Origin of the sequence: Salicibibacter cibarius, assembly GCF_016495725.1 — a bacterium.
GTDB classification, from domain to species: domain Bacteria; phylum Bacillota; class Bacilli; order Bacillales; family Marinococcaceae; genus Salicibibacter; species Salicibibacter cibarius.
This window is the reverse complement of the sequence record NZ_CP054705.1, coordinates 3,886,519-3,904,757: the sequence shown is the minus strand read 5'-3', so window position 1 is coordinate 3,904,757 and position 18,239 is coordinate 3,886,519. Positions and strand designations below refer to the sequence as shown.

Sequence of the window (18,239 nt, the reverse complement as noted above, 5' to 3'; positions counted from 1 at the left end):
TGATAACATAATAAAGGGAATATATTGGATCTTAAATAATAGGTAGGGAGTATGAAGGATGACAGACCAACGCCAAAGCCATGTCCATGTTGATACACCGGAACATATACGCCTACAGTTTCTGACCGCAGGTTTAGGCAGAAGGACAGCCGCCCAACTCGTTGATGTTTTGATACTCGGGTTGATCAATATTGTACTCATTCTCGCGCTTATTTCGAGTACCGCCATTCTGGGGGATGGCCTTTGGTCAGAATATGTCGTTGCCATCGGCATCGTAATGGTGTTTTTTTTGAATGGGCTTTATTTTGTTTTGCTGGAATATTTCATGAGAGGCCAGACAGTGGGAAAAAGGATGATGGCATTAAGAACGATTCAGAATCAGGGGCAAAGTATGACGCTCCTCTCCAATCTATTGCGTAATTTTTTTCGCATCATTGATTTTTTGCCGTTATTTTATTTTCTTGGAGCCGCTGTGATGTTATTTCATCCCCGGGATAAACGAATCGGGGATTTGGTGGCCGGTACGGTTGTCGTGGTGGAGACAGATGGAGACAGGGTTCGGAAAAAGCAGAAGGCCAATAAAATATTACAAGGTTATGATGGGGCTTTGCCGAAGCTGATCTTGAGTGAAAGAACGAAACAAGCGATTTCCCATGAAGATTGGAAACTATTATATACATATATCCGGCGATTGCCCACATTGACCGAAGAAAAGAAAAGAGCTCTAAGTGCCAGAGTGATGGAACGGTTTTTGGAAAAACCGGGCCTTGATGAACCGGAAAAACACAATGGATGGAAACGTAATCCGGAGGCATTTTTGGTAGCATTATATCGGGAATTAAGAGAAGAGCGAGAGTTATAGATTCTATTGATCTTTGTAAAGGCACTAGTGCAGGGTGGTTGAATTAATCGGTTACCCAGCATCGGGCGCGCTAGTAATCCCTCTGCCGAAGATCGAACTGCTCCGAGAGGAACAAGAGAGAGAAGGTAATCCCTCTGCCGAAGATCGAATCGCACCGAGAGGAACAAGAGGGAGAAAGTAATCCCTCTGCCGAAGATCGAATCGCACCGAAAGGAACAAAGTAAGCAATATCATCCCGTCCCTCTCATCTTGGGTATGACCACCATCGGGGGAATATAGATACGGACAATTGAGGATGTTTCTTTTCTTAGGGACGCTGGAGCTGCCAGTGTACACCTGTTTGAGAAATCATTCCAAATTTGATGATTACACTTTAAGGATAAATGCACCATTTTTTGACGAGATGTCACGTTTTTCTAAAAAACATATACCCTTTGGATCGTTGGGAAGCGGTTCACGATTTCAATCCGGATATCCCCTATCCCGATGAACTCATTTCTTCAGGGAAGTGGCCTGAGGTTGGGGAGTATTTATCGAGACTTGATACCAAGGTAGATTATGAACTATCAGCGTATATCTTTAACGGAACTATACGTGACGACCGGACAGTTGAAGAGGTCGCCAATGGAGTGGAATGACCTTATAAGGCAGGGATTCATCAAATCTTTGTAACGGCATGAAAACTATGATAATTTATGGATGTAAAAAGATTTACATGGAAAATGCTACATTGAACCAAGCTTTTGAAAAAGGGTGATGCTCATGTCCGAAGAACGATTACGCTCGCAAATCAGTTCGGCTGAAGGCACGTTGGCATCTGCGAGAGAGGACTTGCAACGTTTGCAGGAATGCCGTGCCCGCCTAATCTCCCGACAATCGACCTTGGATAGTGCCAAGTCGGATTTTAAGGAACCGGAACTTACGGCTGACACGTGGCACGGGGAACATGCAACTAAGTTTGATGATATAAGGGATTCCGGTATTGTCACGCCTTATGACAATCTTGCTGACGTGAAGGTTCCGGAAGCCATTGACCAAGTGGATGCGCGGATTGACCAAACAAATAATTTAATAACCCAACAGATCACGCAATTAGACGGTTTGAAAGATTCATTGGAAAAAGAGATCAAAGAGGATTAAACATGAAGACATTTCTTAGCACCTATAAAGAATCATGGTCTGAACTCATGCAAGGAATAAAAGATTTGAAATCGGATGGATTTGCTGCATTGCCTGCCGTTGCGGTTGCATTGTTTTTTGTTTTTGGATTTACATTTTTTGTTTTAGCAAGTGTAGGATTTACGGTTGTTGCTTTTGCTGTGCATTGGAGCGCATTATCAATTTACTTATTTACCATACCGGCAATCACGGGATTAATTCTTTATAAAAAAATGTTCTATTCCAAACAATAATTACTGTTTTACCCCTTTTCATTCTTTTCTTGGTATTTTATGCTAGAGATTAGATCAATCGAACGGACGGAGGAATAATGTGAATGAAATAAAGGTCACGTATGGATCGGTCGAGCATGGGCTGACGACCATTTCAGCCGGTGCAAACCAGCTTAATGCCAATTATTCTTCAAGTGTGGGCCAGAATAATGTCTTAAATATGGTGGATGAACTTAATGAAATGTGTGCGTTGGCGAATGATCTTACGAATAGTTACCGAGCATTGTTGACGAGTAACGTACAGACGACGCAAAGCCATATCTCGACATTGAAGCAAACGGATACCTCCTTGGCATCGTCAATGAATTAAAGAATAAGAAAGGACTTTAATGATGAAACGATTGGAAGTAGCCCCATTAAAGGAAGGGATCGATGACGTACTGGAGAGTATCGCCAGCAACCGTGACCAGTTGGTGCCGATTCGGCAAGCCGTTCATCAGTTCATCGGATTGCAAGGCGATTTAAAAGGGCAAGGTGGGGAAGCTATACGCAGTTTCTTTGCTGACTGCCACGAACCGTTTTTGGCATTGTACGACAGCGTATTGGAAACATTTGAGATGACACTCACGGACATTCGTTCACGCATCGACGGCTTTGAACCGGCATCCAACGGGGTGATTGACCGGAACTATTTGGAACATGAATTACATAGCGGATTGCAAAACATGGCCAACCTTGTGGAAGACCTTACGTCGGAGACGAATGATGTGTTGCGAAGTGTGAATGATATCGTCTATTTGGAACCGCTGTCGGATGCCCAAGTCATGGAAGGCATCGATCAAGGAAATCGTCATCGTGTGGAAACGATTCAGCAACTGGATGCCTTTGACGCCGAGCAAACGAACCTGCTCTCCGAAGTGAAGGAGAATATGTTGCAAATGCAAACGTATCTTGCCGACATCAGCGCCAACATTAATGACGGGAGTCTTGGCGTCGTCGGTTACCAACGCACGCAGCTTTCGGACTTGGATGCGTACCAAGCGCTCGAACCTGCCATGCATCAGGCGGCGGCTCAAATGCCGGGCGTGAGTCAAATGCATCCGGCGCATCATTTGCAGGCAAGCCCGTTTGGGTTCGCCCAATCTCCGATGAACGCCTTTATTTCCGATTTTCAACCAGATAATCAAAATGTTCAATCCCAAATGAATTTTAACGATTTTTATTTTATGAACACACAGATGAATGGGCATGAGGCGCCTCATTTGAATCCGTTGCTTATGGGGTCCAAGGGTAACAATCAAGCTATGAGCCAACATGGGTTAAGTAACGATTTTTATAGGAATATCGGTGTTGAATCTTCGGACCCTACCGATGTCTTTCAAGGCGAAATAGGTGGCTCATGTATCGCTCATGACCCAGGTCATAACTTTTTTGCCGGAGAAGAAATTGAGATTAATGAGAACTGGACAGCACCTGTTGGCGCTGGAAGGTATGATATTGAAGAAGAATATATAGGCGGGAGTGCCGAAGGTTCAGCAGTGCATGCAGCTATTGAGGGTGAGTATGATAATACCACTGTTGACGGTTCCTATTCTTTGGCGAATGGATCAGCAGAAGCATCCGTGAAAGAAGTTGAATTTTTGCCATTTGATGTTTATGCTCCTACGGCAAGAGTTGACGGATCACTAGTTGAGGGAAGCGCTGGAACGAGTTGGGATCCTGATTTTTATGATGGAGAATTTGGAGGCGAGGCCGAGGGCCAACTTCTACAAGCAAGAGCTTTTGTGGGAGTAGATGAAGACCGCATTGGAGCGGGAGCCCATGCATCGTTAGCTAGCGGGGAGTTATCGGGTTCGATGACAATTCCATTTACCGATACAGATGTAGAACTTACTCTAGGCGGTCATGCAGGGGCAATCGGTGGAGAAGCAGAGTTTGGAGATGGCGGATTTGAGCTAAGTTTAAGCAAAATATTAGGCTTTAAATTTGGAGTGAAATTTGATTAAGGTAATCGAATGTGGCTCAAGATGATGATTCATAGTTTGTAACTTCCGAAAAGAAATGATGTCAATGTCACAAAGTAATTATGCATGGGCAGAAAGTGAAAAAATGTTAGATCAAGATATATTCGGGATTATGTAACCTACCATTACACTCGAACCAAAATTTCAAAAGAGAAGAAAGGGGAGTTGAGGTTAAGAGTTTATTAAATATAAATGAAGAGGGGTATCAAGACGTGAAAACATTACTTCATATGTATACTGGAATTTGGAAGGAGCTTCGAGAAGATATTGGCGTGTTAATAAATACAACATCAATGAAACTAAGAACCCTAAGGATTAAACTGATCATGAATAACATTGTATATTTAATGGCTTTTACGCTTTTTGGTTTAAGTGTTGTATACTTTATCGTTCGATCGATTATCCATGTAAATCCGAGTTTTTTAATACCTGTTGGTATTGCTTTATGTTTATTAACAGGTTTTTCACTTTTACGGTTGTTTCACTATCCTAAGGCTCGAACAGAAGTTCTGGAAAGCATTGAGGAAAAAAATAGAATATAAAGTATTAGCTATGTCATAGAGTGATTTGAGTATATCGTGTAAATGAAGTTTTGGCATTGAAACATAGTTTGGTGATTATGGGTTTGAAATAAGCTTAACCAAACATGCAGACTTTAAACTTAAAATCAATTTGATTAAGGTGATCAGATAATGAATCAGGAAGATCATATTAATAGTTTACAACTTCCAAAAAGTAAAACGTTGTTGCCGATTGGGACCGTTGTAGAAGTGAATTTTGTAAAACAAGCAATCATGATTTATGGCAGAAAACAAAGGAATATCGACCAGGACAACAAGTGGGATTACGTTGCCTGCCCATATCCCCAAGGGCATATCTCAAACGATACAAATGTTTTTTTTAATCATGACCAAATAACGAGAGTGATATTTAAAGGATTGGAGACCGAAGGAGAGCTAGAATTAAGAAATATTTTAACCGAGGAGGAAGATCCTAAAACGTGAAAACCTTGTATCATATGTATGATGATATATGGAAATAACTTTGGGGAGATATAAAAGTAGTATTTCAAACGACAACCCCGATGAATGAGTACGGCGGACAATTCTTACCACTTGTGCGGTCTTTTTTACCACCTTTTGCAGGAAAATGTACCACTCAATGCGGATCCCTTTACCACAGATGAAAAGAACGGCTTGAAATAAGATATTCCCCGCCCATGGGCGGGGAATATCTTTAGCCATTAAAATGGGAGTCTCCCTAATTCAAAGTCAAGCTCACATTTCAGCTTATCAATCTTTTTTTGTAACTCTTCCACTTTTTCCTCGAGTCTTACGATTTTGGTTTTATCACTAATTCCTTTTTCATAGGGTGTTCCAACACGACTTAAATCGACCAAAAACGATAATACTGCTGGCTCTGTAATATTGAAATCTTCTCCATTTTCTGTTGCTTCGATTTCACCTTCAGCGATCCATTTTCTAACATCTAATTCATCGCAGTCAATCTCATAATTGTGTAGGAGATCGAGAGTCTCCGCGAGTGTCATGTATTCCCTCATTTTAAACACCCTTTCATTTCTAGGTTTTTTATAAAAAATTGTTGTTCTCTTTATCGTTTGCCGTTTGTTTTTGCACACCAAGACGTTCGCGCATCGACACTTTTCCGTCAATGAAAATATCATAGGAATCATGAATAATTCGGTCGAGAATGGCTTCTGCCAAGGTGCCATCTCCCAGTTTCTCGTACCATCCATCAATATCAAATTGAGAACAAAAGATGTTGGATTGTTTTGCCTGACGTCTTGCGTTTATGATTTCAAGAAGGAGAGCTGCTTCTTCATTGGTTAAGGCGTGAAGCAGCCATTCATCAAGAATAAGAAGATCTACCTTTAGAAGCTTTCTCATGAGTTTGACATAGCTGTCATCCTGTTGATATTTTGCAAGTTTAAATTCCTCTAATAGATCAGGAAGCCGTGTGTAATGTACTTTGAAGAACTGTCGGCACGCCTGTACGCCAAATGCGGCGGCCATCCACGATTTCCCGGCTCCAGACACGCCTTTAAAGATAATATTTCGCCCATCCAGAATATAGCTTCCGCTGGCTAAACGCTGGAGTAAATCTTTGTCTAGTTTCCGGTCATCATAATACATGATCTCTTCGATTGAAGCCGGTTCAGGAAACGCTGCCTGTTTGAGAAGACGGTTGAGTTTATTACTTTTCCGGCGGGATTCTTCATGGTCAATTAAGATGCCGAATAATGTATCAAAATCCATCTCTTTATTTTCTGCCTTCGTGAAAAGAGATTCATAGGCTTCTGCCATCCCTGATAGTTTCAATGTTTTTAGTTTATCAATATTCTGCTGGTTCATTTGTTTTTCCCTCCAAAATAGGAAGCCCCACGTGTAAACGCATGCTTATTTTTGACGTTCTGTTGCTTCTGTGTGAAAGCTTTCTCTGCGTCTGCTTTTTTATTGTTCTTGATGAGCGTTTGAATACTTTTTACTGTAGGCCGATTCGTGATCTGGTGGACCATTTTACACGCACGTTCGATATCATAAACCGTGTAGGTGCGTTCCAATTTCTTTAAGGCAAAAACAGACTTCAGCGCTTGTTTTTCAACCCCGTAGCTCTCCAACAAGAACTTCACCACGGAAAGCGTATGTTCCCCAACATCTGTAGCCCAATCTAATGCATTTTGCGGCGTTTGTTCCACGTAATGCTTATGGTTATCCGGCATATGATCTTTCACAGTAGAATGTTGGCCGTATTTCCCATATAATGTTTGATGTGAGGCAATCCTCATGTGATCGAAATAGACTTCGATCACATGATCTGAGACTTTCACATCGACGTGCTTTCCGATGTATTCATAGGGAACGGAGTAGAACATGCTTTTCACAGAGATGTGATAATCAGGCTGCACCTTGGCGGTTCGCCACTCAGACATCTCGTAGGGTTTAACGGGAAGAGGAGTAAGGGCGAACTTCTCTTCTTCCATAAACGCTGACCAGCGAGAGCCTTCTTTTTTTGTGAAGGGCCGGTGGTTAAACTCCCCTAGCTTCTTTCGGATCTCTTGGTTCATTTCCTCCAACGTAAAACATTGGACATGCCTTAACGCAGCGATAATCCACGTCGACACCGTGTTCACCGAACTTTCCACACTCGGCTTATCTTTGGGTGAACGCACGCGTGCTGGCATGACCACGGAGTGATAGTGGCGGACCATTTCTTCATACGTCTTGTTTAACACCAGCTCTTTGGAGGTATGCTTGGTCACCCCTGTCCTTAAATTATCGGGCACAATAATTTGGGTGGTGCCTCCCATGTATTCAAACGCGTGTTGATGAAGCTTAATCCAAGAAGCTAAATCCATGGATAAAGAGCCCTCCACATAGGAAAGCTGAGAACACGGTAAAGCTGCCACAAATACATAGACTTTCACTTTTTCCCCGGTATCGGGATCAATGATAAATAGGGTAGAACCTGCCCAATCGACTTCTAACAATTCCCCTGGTTTCCGCTTAATTCTCATGGTCGCTTTATACTTCTGGGCAAAATTGTGGTAGTGTTCCGTAAAAGTCCGATAGGCATAGGGAATCTTCGCTTGGTCCCGGGCTTTCCTCACATATTCCTCATGAAGCAATGTCAAAGTGACATGGGGCTTGGCCAACTCCTCATGCAAATAATCAAAATCAATCATTTGCCGTCCAGAAGCTTCTAACTTTTTCTCTGGATATAGAAAATCTTCAATCCAAGCATCTGTCATTTCCTCATCGAGCGGACACTTCAACCCTCTTTTCTCCGCCAAGCGTATGACTTCCGTTACTTTTTGCCTTGAACGGCGGGTCATAGCTGCGATACTTCGTAAACTCCTTTCCTCGTCATGTAATTCCAGCATCTGTCGATATGGGAACATAAAAAACCTCCTGTATTCCTAATGTCATGCCGTTTGGCATGCCCATTAAGTATACAGGAGGTGGTGTATTGGTAAAGGCTTCCGCAATAAGTGGTAAATATCTCCGCACTTGGTGGTAAAAAAGATTGCAAGGGTGGTACAAACCGAATGCAATACTCACGATGAAAGCTAGAATGGCAAGAATAACACTGTTCATGAACAATATTGTGTAGTTGAGGGAGTGATTAATTTAAATCCGATGGCGCCTATTTTATTAGGTAAGCTTGGTGTTGCTTTTATTAACTGCATTTACACTATTTCGATTGCTTCACCATCCAAAGGTCAGGGCTCAGCTTTTGCAGAAAAAAGAAGGCTCTTTATCTATGAAAAAATGTTGAGCAATCTGTTGAAAAATGAATATTGAAAGGACAATTTTAAAATGAAGTTTCTCGATCTGTTTTTTGGCAAACGCGTGGTTCATCACGTGGCGTACACTGTCATCTATTGGGCTGTATTCGTGTTCTATTTATTGATACTTGCAACATTTATTTTTGTAGGCGATATTCATTGGATGATCGCTTTAGGGTGGGCGATTCTGTTCCCGCTTATCGTTCGGCTTTTTAATCTACTTTTTTCTATTTTTTACAAAGGATGGACAGGCGATTCCCAGTCTCGTGTGAACGCGCGCACTGTGTTAAGTTTTGTGGGCGCAGCAGGTTTAATGAGCATTTCGTTTATTACGGTTATTTTTGCCTTGGCATTCAGCCTTCCTGGGGGATCGGTCGTGATTAATGCTTCGAGCAATATGACCGCTAATGATGAATATGAATTATCGATTGGAACGTTACGGGGATCCTTCGACGACATACCGGAAATTGATATTCCGTCTCAGAATCCGAACAATTTTCTTCCCGTTTATTATGAGGCATCTGTGGATGAAGGCACATTTGACCTCATCGTTGAGCGCAGGGGCGACAATGAAGTCGTGTGGAACGAAGAGGTTTCGGGCGACATGGACGGTATCATGGAAATACAAGCCATCGAAGGTGTTTATGATGTTCGAATTGAAACGGAAGAGGCAAGTGGCATCGAGTATCGATTTGCGATTCAATAATGGGCAATGCATTTGTCATTCGTAGAGGCGTGGGTACTTCTCATCGTGAGACGGTGGGGAGTAGCCACATTATTTAATTACGTGGGATCATATTTAATCACGAGCAGAGTGAAGCGATTTGTCAGAAGGAGAATCGTGAATGTTTAGTAAGCTCATCCATCTGTATAAAGAAATGTGGGAAGAGTTTGTTGACAGCATAAAGCTAGTCAAGAATCAAAAGGACAGAAGAAAAAGAATGGCTTATATGCCTATCCTATATTATAACATAATGTTCCTAATCATTTATGTGCTCATGTTTTTTGTCTTTTTTGTGACGATCGGTGCGATATTGGATGATCCTTTCTTTTTTATTATACCCCCATTCCTTATTTTATTTTTCTTTGGGCAACATTTATTAGAACGAAAGCCTATCCCAAAGTAAGAGAAAGAGGGGAAGGGGTGAGTTATCAGCAACTATTCACCGATGACCAATCGGTCAATTAGGAGATCAGACGAAAAGTGATGAAGGTGTTCAAATAATCGGCTTGCGGCCTTGAAAACAAAAAGAGTCCGCAGCTATGCTCTCCATGCCATGCTGCGGACTTACTTTTTGCTGTATATTAATTTTCATCCATCGTTGATAAATCTCCGGTTGGCAGGTTAAGCTCCCATGCTTTGAGGACGCGGCGCATGATCTTACCGCTCCGGGTCTTCGGCAATTTGTCCTGGATATCCATTTCGCGGGGTGCCGCGTGGGCCGCCAAGCCGGTTTTTACGAATGATCGGATCTCTTCCTTCAGTTCATCCGTCTCCTCGTATCCTTCCCGAAGCGCCACGAAAGCTTTAATGATTTCACCGCGTACCGGATCCGGCTTGCCAATCACGCCGGCTTCACCGACCGCCGGATGTTCCACGAGCTTACTCTCCACTTCAAATGGACCGACACGCTCACCGGCTGTTAAAATCACATCATCGATCCGGCCTTGGAACCAATAGTATCCATCTTCGTCTTTATAGGCGGAATCGCCGGAGACGTACCAGCCAGGAAATTCAAAATAGCCCTTGTATTTTTCCTCGTTATTCCAAATGGTTCTCATCATCGATGGCCAACCTTCGCGTAAGGCAAGGTTCCCCATTCGGTTAGGCGGCAATTCATTCCCTTGGTCATCCAAAATAGCGGCTTGAACACCTGGGATTGGTTTGCCCATGGAACCGGGTTTCACCGTTAATGTAGGGAAGTTCGAGACCATGATGGCGCCCGTTTCGGTCATCCACCATGAATCATGAATGCGCAAACCGTAGACGTCATGCCCCCAGCGCACAACTTCCGGATTTAAGGGTTCACCTACGCTCAGTACATGCCGTAAGTTGGAAAGATCATAGTTTTTGACGACTTCATCTCCCGCGCTCGCCAACATCCGAAACGCCGTCGGCGCGCTGTACCAAACCGTCACCTTGTATTTTTCCAACGTCGAATACCACGTTTCGGGGCTGAACCGCCCGCCGCGAACGACATTGGTGACGCCGTTTAACCAAGGCGCGAAGATCCCATACGACGTTCCGGTGACCCAGCCCGGATCGGCCGTGCACCAATAAACGTCATCGTCTTTTAAGTCGAGCACCCATTTGCCCGTTTGATACTGTTGCAGCATCGCCGCATGTACATGGAGAACACCTTTCGGTTGTCCGGTTGAACCGGATGTATAATGCAAAATTAATCCATCTTCAAGATCCACCCATGTGATGGCATGAGTTTCCGAAGCCTGTTCCATCCGTGCTTTCAAGTCAATTGTTGCCCCTTCTTCGGTGACTTGATCCCCTTGGATAAAAACTTTTTCCAACGCAGGTAAATCAGAGACCGGCACACGTCCAACAAGGTCGGGGGTTGTCACGATCGCTTTGGCCTCACTATTTTGCAAACGATCCTTGACGGCACCCTCCATGAACGCTTCAAACAAAGGGCCGATAATCGCGCCCAGCTTGATGGCTCCAAGCGCGGCAAAATATAATTCCGGTGAACGTGGCATGAATATGAAGACGCGGTCCCCTTTTTCAATGCCTTCGTCTTTCAATACGTTCGCCGCTTTATTTGACATTTTCTTCATGTCCGCAAACGTATAAGTTTCATCCCGGGTGTCGTCACTATAATAGAGCGCGACTTGATCTTTTTTAACGTCGTCTTCCGCGAAACGGTCAATGGCTTCATATGCCATATTCACGTTCCCGGTTTTATGGAATGTAAAGGCTTCCTTCACTTTTGACCAATCAAAATGTTGTGCGGCTTCTTCATAATTTTTGAGGTTATAATCTTCACCCTGTGGGGAGAGTGCTTTTAATTCCATAACTTATCTTCCTTTCTGGATAATGGATCTACGCTTTTTCATCTGAATCTGAATACCCTGTGTTGGCTTTAATTTTAACTTCTCGATATTTTTCTTTATCCAATGGCGCTTTAGCAAGGTAGGTACCAATGATTGCGCCTAAGAAACCGGCCGGAACAGATATGATTGCCGGATTTTCAAGCGGAAAGAGCGGCGTGCCGACAAAAATCGCGTCTCCGTCCGGGGATAAAACACTCGGGCTGACAATCACGAGCGCAAGCGCCGTAATCAAACCTGACAAGATTCCCGTTATTGCCCCGGTTGTATTAAATCGCTTCCAATAGATCGTAAAAATAATCACCGGTAAATTCGCGCTGGCAGCAACAGCAAACGCTAAAGCGACGAGGAAAGCGACATTTAAGTTTTCCGCTGCAAGCGCTAGGATAATCGACATCACTGCTACGCCGAAAGTCGCGGAACGGGCAGCGATCACTTGTTGTCTTTGGGTCGCCTGTCCTTTTTTAATAATGTGGCCATATAAATCATGGGCAAAAGCTGAAGCGCCTGATAATACAAGCCCTGCCACAACGGCTAGAATTGTCGCGAAAGATACTGCAGCAATAAATGAGAAGAGCAGATCTCCGCCAAGTACATCAGCGAGCATTGGAGCGGCCATATTCCCGGCTGGATTCGTCTCAATAATAGTACTGTGTCCAACGAAATAAAGCGCGCCCATGCCTAAAAATACCGTAAGGAGATAGAAAAAACCGATAATCCAAGTGGCTACAACGACTGACGTCCGTGCCGTCTTTGCATCTTTAACCGTGAAGAATCTCAACAAAATATGGGGCAAACCGGCAGTCCCCAATACAAGCGCAAGCATTAAAGATATCGTGTCCAAAGGCAGTTCCGATTGAACGCCCGGATTTAAATACGCATCTCCATGCGGGGAAGCATCCCTGGCAGATGAAAACAGTTCAACAAGATTAAAATTAAAGTAAAAAAGAACTAAAAGGGAGAGGACGATCATTCCGAACATCAACAAAACGGCTTTAATGATTTGCACCCAGCTGGTGGCAGTCATCCCTCCGAACATCACATATGTTGTCATCATAGCTCCGACAATAACGACTGCCAACCAGTAATCAATGCCAAATAGTAATTGGATTAATGCTCCGGCACCGACAAGCTGGGCAATCATGTAAAACGTAACAATCGTGATTGTGCTCAAAGCAGCGATCCCGCGTATTTTTTTCAAATCAAAGCGGGCCGTGACCATATCTGCGATTGTGTACTTCCCAATATTTCTCATTGGCTCAGCAACAATAAAGAGTACGACGAGAAACCCGACAAGGTAACCAATGCTGTAATAAAAACCATCATACCCATCAAGCGCGATCGCCCCGGCGATCCCAAGAAAAGAAGCTGCGGATAAATAGTCTCCCGCGATCGCCAAACCATTTTGCCAGCCGGTAAGCCCGCCGCCGGCCGTGTAAAAATCACTGGCCGTGCTCGTTCGTTTCGCCGCAAAATAAGTAATCACAAGTGTTGTTATTACAAAAACAAGGAATAGTGTGATAACGGTTAAGTTCATTTTTGCTGCTCTCCTTCCTCATTCAACACTTCTTGGGCGAGTCGGTCAAAACGTGCAGCTTTGCGCGTATACATAATGCAAAGCGTCCAAGTCATAACAAATTGCGCAAACGCAAGCACCCACGCCCAAGTAATGACGCCTATGGCTTCTCCGTCTAGAAGCGTCGTGTAAGATGCGAGCGTTGGCAAGGAAAAATAAAAGAGAAAAAAGAAAATGGAACAAGGAATAATAAACTTCTTTTTCTCCGAAATCAATTGCCTGAAAGATGAACTTCTATCTACCCGTTCATAGTTGATCCCGTGACGTTGTTCAGATGACTTTTCGGCACTCATAAAAACCCTCCTTGTAAGCGGATACAAAATTATTGAAATGGGGCACAGATCATTAAACATCATAAATTATAGAGCAATTTAATATTTTTGTGAGTATTTTTCGACAAACCATGATATTCTGTTATGGGAAAAAATAATTGATGATTAATCTACTATATAATCGATTGAGGGGGCGAGACGATGAGCACGATTAATATTCAACAACTAACAACATTCATGAAAGATTGGGCGCCTGATGAAGCCTCGATTGCCGTTGCCACGGAAAATAAATACCTCGATTATTATGCGGGCAGCCATGATATTCAACTGTATCCTGAACAACCTGTTCCTTTTGGCAGTATTTCATATGAGGTAGCCCGCAAAAAAAGGCGCGTCGAAGCATTCGTTGACCAATCAGTATTTGGCCTTTCATATTACGGAATCGGCTACCCATTTGAAGAAGAAGAGGACAGTGACGAAGTGATTGTGACAGTCATTCTCCCGCCGGATTATTTTTTTAGGAAACAGTTTTCTTATTTAACGGGAAGGTGTGGTGACATTTGGAAACCGATACCGATCGAAGAAATCACCTATATTGAAAGTCATCAAAAGAAAACATGGATTTATACGGCAGATAATCAATATTGCACGATTTATTCCTTAAAAACGTTGGAACAACACTTGCCGGATTCCTTCCTGCGCATTCATCGATCCTATATTGTAAATATCTCATTTATCCAACAAATATTTCGTGATCTGTCTGCAAATTTAGTGATCACGCTAAAGAAAACCGAACACCCGCCACTCATCGTAGGTCAAACATACGTGAAACACGTAAGAAGAATGCTCGGCTTTTAACACTAAAATCTATGGCTGACAAATAGATGTAAGTATGAACTAACCGTTACGGAAAAACACGACGTTTTCCATTGGGCCAGAAAGGACTTTTGAAGTGTAACACTAGTCTAAGGTGGATTAATCAATTAAGGGGTCAGTTGGAAGAAATTCGGTCGGCAACGCTTCTGGATGGCTCCCTGATGGACAATTTACTGCATCATGGCGACCGAAAAAGCGGTCGGTTCTCGTGTTCGGTCGCCATAACCGTTTTATGGTGACCGTAATGGCCTGAATCGAAAGCGTTCGGGCGTCATAGCCGCTTCATGGAGACCGAAAAGGTTTGTATCGAAAGAATTCGGTCGGCATGGCTGCCTCATGGCGACCGAACTAACGACTGGTTTTCGTTTTCGGTCGCCATGAACCGTTTCATGGTGACCAGGGAGCCTGCTTCGCAAGAAGATATTCGGTCATTGACGATAGCCTTTGATACCTTAACTTGGGCTATGGCCGTTTAATCCAATCGATCACCAACCCCAGTTTGAAGCCCTGATTCGGTCTTCCGATAGCCGGTGTGAACAGTCTGCATTGTATCAACGATAAATTTTGGTAAAGAGTCCCATGAAAAGTGTACATTTTTTAGTGCGTTCCCACTCTGCCTTTAGTGCTTATATAATAGATGAAAGAAATTATGGACATTTCATTCCCTACATAAGTATTTTTTCTATTTAGTTACTGAGAATTTATAATGATTAGAAGATAATTTTTATGAATAAATATAAAACAATGGCTGCATATAAATTCCATAAATTAGTATTGAAAATTATTAGCCTTATATTCTTAGAATGGGTCAATATATTCATGTTCTTAATAAAATAATTTTGGTAATATTTTAATGGGTCATTCATTTCTCTAGTCTTCAAGGATGAAGGGATTCAACACAATTTTTAATCCAGACATCTTAGATATTACATAAGGTATCGTGTCGGATCTTAATTCTTTGTATGATTTTGAGGAAAATATTACATTTCTCTAGGAGGTTTTATGGTTAGGCAAGCGTCTATATTGATGCTGGCTGTCGTTTTGCTTTTTTACCCGGGGAACGCTATGGCCGTCGGTAATGGCGGGCAGTCAGAAGATGTAGAAGACGTTGTCGGCGAAGAAGATGCCGGCAGTGACGAAGAAGTAGAAGAGAGCAGCAACGAGGCGTCTGATGAAGCTGATCAGGCCAGCAATGAAGAGGAAGACGGCACGGAAGAATCAGAAGACGGAAACAATGAGGACGAAGACGGAGCTGAAGAATCTGAGGAAGGCACCAATGAAGACGAAGATGGTGATTCCGAAGAAGGTAATGAAGAAGACGAAGTAGAAGAGGATGGCTCTGAAGAAGCCACTAATGATGAAGAAACGGAAGATGGTTCTGAAGAATCCGGTGAAGGTAACAATGAAGATGATGCGGAAGAAGGAACTGAGGAAGATGAAGAAGACGGTGGTTCTGAAGATGCTACCGAGGAAGAAGATGGCGCGGAAGATTCAGAAGAGGCGAATGACGATGACGTTAATACGTTAAATGATGAATTGGATCTTGACAATCTCAATGGCGTAGCAAGTGGTTTTATTGAGTTTGACGAGGAAGTTGGGCATTTTGTGCTCGATTTACAAGCTGGTGTGCACAACCATTCAGATATCGATGTGAATGACAAGTGGATTGCGTTTGAATTGCCAGCAGGTGTGAATGTTCCTGATGGTCTTATGCCGGACGGTGTATACTCGGTTACACTAGAGAATGGCAACCAAGGTCTTGCTGCAAAATTACCCGATATTATTGGAGCAGGTGACTCAGAGTTTTCCCACTATGATATTCCGTTAGAGGGCGATCCTGCTGATCCTGATCCGCCGCATTACACTTTATATCTATTTGATATCAACGTAGAGAATGATGATGCTCAAAGTCTAGGTAATATAAACTATCAAAGAAGTATCGAGTTCTCAGATATGGATGAAGACAACGGAGATCCAGGTGATCCAGAAGAACCCGGAGATCCAGAAGACCCAGAGGATCCCGAGCTTCCGGAATTAGACATTGAAGGCTCCGTAGACGGATCAGTATCTGAGTTCGACAGTGACGAACGACAGTATACACTCGATGTAACCGTAGATACAGCAAATAATACAGAGGAAGAAATCGAAAGTCTTTATACCGGATTCGAGCTGCCGGAGGGCGTTTCTGTTGGTCTCGACGTCCCTGAAGGTGTAGAACTTTTAGATGTTGATGGATCTGATGTCCTTGGCTTTCAGTTGCCTGAAGGAGACGGTGAGGTAACATACGAGGTTCCGGTTTTTGGACAAACGTCTGAATCTGTAAACGAAGATAATCTAAATGCATATGTCGTTGACGGCCAATATGAAGACCTCGGCCCAACCGACGTCTCAGCCAATGTTGATTTCTCGGACATGGACGATGAATGGTATTTTGACGCGGCAAGCCAAATTGTCCCGGATTTCCCGGGATTAAATGATGATGAATTTGCAATGAACTTTGGCTTTGATGTGCAAAATATAACGTGGGACGATGTTAATGGTGTGAACATTGAATTTGATGTTCCAAGCGAGATCACCGTATATGAACCGGATGAGTACGAAGAAGGCGAGATCCCTGATGAGCTTGAGGACTTTTTTGATGAAGAAGGTTTTGGCATGGGTGAATCCCTTGATATTGAATGGGATGGCAATACAGCGTCCATAACTTTAGACACACTTGACGGGGGTGAAGGATATCAAGGGTTTTTCAACGCCATCGGGGAAAGTAGCGTAGCACTTGAAGAACTAGAAAACTTGACTGCGACCGTTACGCTGTTTAGAGATGGTGACGAAGAAGTCATGGAAATAGACGTCCCATTTGAGTTGGTGGATTATGATGGCGGAGAGCCAGCTCCAGATCCAGAGCCGGATCCTGAGCCAGAACCTGAACCAGAACCGGACCCGGATAACGGAGGAAACGGTGACGGCGATGGAAATGGAGACGGAGAGAACGGCACCGGCAATGGAGAAAATGGTACAGATAACGGAAACGGTACCGGTGATGACAACGGTACTAAAGACACTGTCCCATCCAAAGACAGAGACGCAAGCGATGATACGCCCGCCGGTATCGATGACCGCGGAACGGGTGACGAAATAGGCGGCGAGCTGCCGGACACTGCAGGTAACAGCATGCTCATGGTACTCATTGGTACCCTAATTGCTGCAGCTGGTGTGACTGCGTTGGCTTTACGCAAGAAATTCATCATGACTAGCTAAAGGAATTGGGGCGGTTTTCACCGTCCCTTCTTTACGCTAATCGTGCTGTCACAGAATCCTTGTCGAGCAAAGAATAATGGATTTTGGCTCTTCACCAAAATCTATCGTTGATATCAGTGAATAGTTATGGTATTAACACGAGCTAGTGCAACGTTTCAAAGATGCTTTCCTGCACAAAAATCCAGCCAAACGATGATCAACCACGGCAACTGAAAACTCAAAATGCAGTTTTTGCCCCCACTCAGTCCTCAGATCAGGCAACTGAGGACTCAAAATGCAGTTTTTGCCCCCACTCAGTCCTCAGATCAGGCAACTGAGGACTCAAAATGCAGTTTTTGCCCCCACTCAGTCCTCAGATCAGGCAACTGAGGACTCAAAATGCAGTTTTTGCCCCCCAATCAGTCCTCAGATCGGGCAACTGAGGACTCAAAATGCAGTTTTTAGCCCCGCTCAGTCCTCAGATCTGACAACTGAGAACTCAAAATGCAAATTTTGACCCCGATCAGTTTTCAGAGAATCGGGAGATATGTGAATAGGGGTTTTAGAAAGAACTTCTGATATAGACCACTAGCGGAGGAAAAACACGGAGACTGCGGGAAAGCGCAACCAAG

General features: G+C 43.5%; 18 protein-coding genes. 12 read left to right on the top strand and 6 right to left on the bottom strand.

Going from position 1 to position 18,239, the window contains the following annotated elements:
* Nucleotides 1-58: 58 nt before the first annotated feature.
* From HUG15_RS19690 to HUG15_RS19655, 8 genes are all read left to right on the top strand, one after another.
* On the top strand, nt 59-862 hold the full coding sequence (locus tag HUG15_RS19690) for an RDD family protein (RefSeq protein ID WP_200125023.1): 804 nt from the start codon (nt 59-61) through the stop codon (nt 860-862).
* Nucleotides 863-1,296: 434 nt separating this feature from the next.
* A complete protein-coding gene (locus HUG15_RS19685) occupies nt 1,297-1,500 on the top strand; it encodes a hypothetical protein (protein ID WP_200125020.1) in 204 nt (67 codons plus the stop codon).
* A 124-nt stretch (nt 1,501-1,624) separates the two neighbouring features.
* Nucleotides 1,625-2,002, top strand: a complete 378-nt coding sequence (locus tag HUG15_RS19680; RefSeq protein ID WP_200125018.1) for a YwqH-like family protein — start codon at nt 1,625-1,627, stop codon at nt 2,000-2,002.
* 2 nt (nt 2,003-2,004) lie between these two features.
* Complete coding sequence (locus tag HUG15_RS19675; RefSeq protein ID WP_200125016.1) at nt 2,005-2,274, top strand: hypothetical protein; 270 nt, start codon at nt 2,005-2,007, stop codon at nt 2,272-2,274.
* Between the two features lie 79 nt (nt 2,275-2,353).
* Nucleotides 2,354-2,623, top strand: a complete 270-nt coding sequence (locus tag HUG15_RS19670) for a DUF5344 family protein (RefSeq protein WP_200125014.1) — start codon at nt 2,354-2,356, stop codon at nt 2,621-2,623.
* 19 nt (nt 2,624-2,642) lie between these two features.
* The gene (locus tag HUG15_RS19665) at nt 2,643-4,259 is read left to right on the top strand and encodes a T7SS effector LXG polymorphic toxin (RefSeq protein ID WP_211202277.1); all 1,617 of its coding nucleotides are present in this window, start codon (nt 2,643-2,645) and stop codon (nt 4,257-4,259) included.
* Between the two features lie 230 nt (nt 4,260-4,489).
* Nucleotides 4,490-4,819, top strand: a complete 330-nt coding sequence (locus HUG15_RS19660; RefSeq protein WP_200125011.1) for a hypothetical protein — start codon at nt 4,490-4,492, stop codon at nt 4,817-4,819.
* Between the two features lie 150 nt (nt 4,820-4,969).
* Nucleotides 4,970-5,281, top strand: coding sequence for a DUF4176 domain-containing protein (locus HUG15_RS19655; protein ID WP_200125008.1), 312 nt, complete (start codon nt 4,970-4,972; stop codon nt 5,279-5,281).
* A gap of 239 nt (nt 5,282-5,520) precedes the next feature.
* On the opposite strand, the gene HUG15_RS19650 is transcribed toward HUG15_RS19655, so the two are convergent.
* The 3 genes from HUG15_RS19650 to istA are packed head-to-tail and all read right to left on the bottom strand — an operon-like array spanning nt 5,521 to nt 8,196.
* Complete coding sequence (locus HUG15_RS19650; RefSeq protein ID WP_200123699.1) at nt 5,521-5,838, bottom strand: hypothetical protein; 318 nt, start codon at nt 5,836-5,838, stop codon at nt 5,521-5,523.
* Between the two features lie 28 nt (nt 5,839-5,866).
* Entirely contained in the window at nt 5,867-6,649 is a 783-nt protein-coding gene (gene istB, locus HUG15_RS19645) for an IS21-like element helper ATPase IstB (protein ID WP_200123700.1), read from the bottom strand.
* Nucleotides 6,646-8,196 carry an IS21 family transposase gene (gene istA / locus HUG15_RS19640; protein WP_200123701.1) on the bottom strand — a complete coding sequence of 517 codons (1,551 nt, stop codon included), beginning with the start codon at nt 8,194-8,196 and terminating at the stop codon, nt 6,646-6,648. The genes istB and istA overlap by 4 nt, the downstream gene beginning before the upstream one ends.
* A gap of 220 nt (nt 8,197-8,416) precedes the next feature.
* On the opposite strand from istA, the gene HUG15_RS19635 reads away from it, so the two are divergent.
* Together HUG15_RS19635 and HUG15_RS19630 are read left to right on the top strand one after the other, a co-directional pair.
* Nucleotides 8,417-8,599 (top strand): hypothetical protein, encoded by a 183-nt coding sequence (locus HUG15_RS19635; protein ID WP_211202276.1) that lies wholly within the window; start codon nt 8,417-8,419, stop codon nt 8,597-8,599.
* A gap of 15 nt (nt 8,600-8,614) precedes the next feature.
* On the top strand, nt 8,615-9,289 hold the full coding sequence (locus HUG15_RS19630) for a hypothetical protein (RefSeq protein WP_200125004.1): 675 nt from the start codon (nt 8,615-8,617) through the stop codon (nt 9,287-9,289).
* A 599-nt stretch (nt 9,290-9,888) separates the two neighbouring features.
* Here the strand turns inward: HUG15_RS19630 and acsA are convergent.
* Genes acsA through HUG15_RS19615 form a run of 3 tightly spaced genes read right to left on the bottom strand, consistent with a single transcriptional unit; the run spans nt 9,889 to nt 13,515 of the window.
* Complete coding sequence (gene acsA / locus HUG15_RS19625; protein WP_200125002.1) at nt 9,889-11,610, bottom strand: acetate--CoA ligase; 1,722 nt, start codon at nt 11,608-11,610, stop codon at nt 9,889-9,891.
* Between the two features lie 28 nt (nt 11,611-11,638).
* Entirely contained in the window at nt 11,639-13,183 is a 1,545-nt protein-coding gene (locus tag HUG15_RS19620) for a solute symporter family protein (protein WP_200124999.1), read from the bottom strand.
* Nucleotides 13,180-13,515, bottom strand: coding sequence for a DUF485 domain-containing protein (locus HUG15_RS19615; RefSeq protein ID WP_200124997.1), 336 nt, complete (start codon nt 13,513-13,515; stop codon nt 13,180-13,182). Before HUG15_RS19615 ends, HUG15_RS19620 begins: the two co-directional genes overlap by 4 nt.
* 180 nt (nt 13,516-13,695) lie before the next feature.
* Between HUG15_RS19615 and HUG15_RS19610 the strand changes: the two genes are divergently transcribed.
* Nucleotides 13,696-14,352 (top strand): LytR/AlgR family response regulator transcription factor, encoded by a 657-nt coding sequence (locus HUG15_RS19610; RefSeq protein ID WP_200124996.1) that lies wholly within the window; start codon nt 13,696-13,698, stop codon nt 14,350-14,352.
* Nucleotides 14,353-15,372: 1,020 nt separating this feature from the next.
* On the top strand, nt 15,373-17,628 hold the full coding sequence (locus tag HUG15_RS19600; RefSeq protein WP_200124992.1) for an ICP22 family protein: 2,256 nt from the start codon (nt 15,373-15,375) through the stop codon (nt 17,626-17,628).
* The last annotated feature ends 611 nt before the right edge of the window (nt 17,629-18,239 follow it).

Bases quoted from the DNA above. Each gene is read 5' to 3' on its own strand.
- HUG15_RS19690 (WP_200125023.1), top strand. From the start codon at position 59: ATGACAGACCAACGCCAAAGCCATGTCCATGTTGATACACCGGAACAT.
- HUG15_RS19680 (WP_200125018.1), top strand. From the start codon at position 1,625: ATGTCCGAAGAACGATTACGCTCGCAAATCAGTTCGGCTGAAGGCACG.
- HUG15_RS19675 (WP_200125016.1), top strand. From the start codon at position 2,005: ATGAAGACATTTCTTAGCACCTATAAAGAATCATGGTCTGAACTCATG.
- HUG15_RS19665 (WP_211202277.1), top strand. From the start codon at position 2,643: ATGATGAAACGATTGGAAGTAGCCCCATTAAAGGAAGGGATCGATGAC.
- HUG15_RS19655 (WP_200125008.1), top strand. From the start codon at position 4,970: ATGAATCAGGAAGATCATATTAATAGTTTACAACTTCCAAAAAGTAAA.
- HUG15_RS19650 (WP_200123699.1), bottom strand. From the start codon at position 5,838: ATGAGGGAATACATGACACTCGCGGAGACTCTCGATCTCCTACACAAT.
- istB (WP_200123700.1), bottom strand. From the start codon at position 6,649: ATGAACCAGCAGAATATTGATAAACTAAAAACATTGAAACTATCAGGG.
- istA (WP_200123701.1), bottom strand. From the start codon at position 8,196: ATGTTCCCATATCGACAGATGCTGGAATTACATGACGAGGAAAGGAGT.
- HUG15_RS19630 (WP_200125004.1), top strand. From the start codon at position 8,615: ATGAAGTTTCTCGATCTGTTTTTTGGCAAACGCGTGGTTCATCACGTG.
- acsA (WP_200125002.1), bottom strand. From the start codon at position 11,610: ATGGAATTAAAAGCACTCTCCCCACAGGGTGAAGATTATAACCTCAAA.
- HUG15_RS19620 (WP_200124999.1), bottom strand. From the start codon at position 13,183: ATGAACTTAACCGTTATCACACTATTCCTTGTTTTTGTAATAACAACA.
- HUG15_RS19615 (WP_200124997.1), bottom strand. From the start codon at position 13,515: ATGAGTGCCGAAAAGTCATCTGAACAACGTCACGGGATCAACTATGAA.
- HUG15_RS19610 (WP_200124996.1), top strand. From the start codon at position 13,696: ATGAGCACGATTAATATTCAACAACTAACAACATTCATGAAAGATTGG.
- HUG15_RS19600 (WP_200124992.1), top strand. From the start codon at position 15,373: ATGGTTAGGCAAGCGTCTATATTGATGCTGGCTGTCGTTTTGCTTTTT.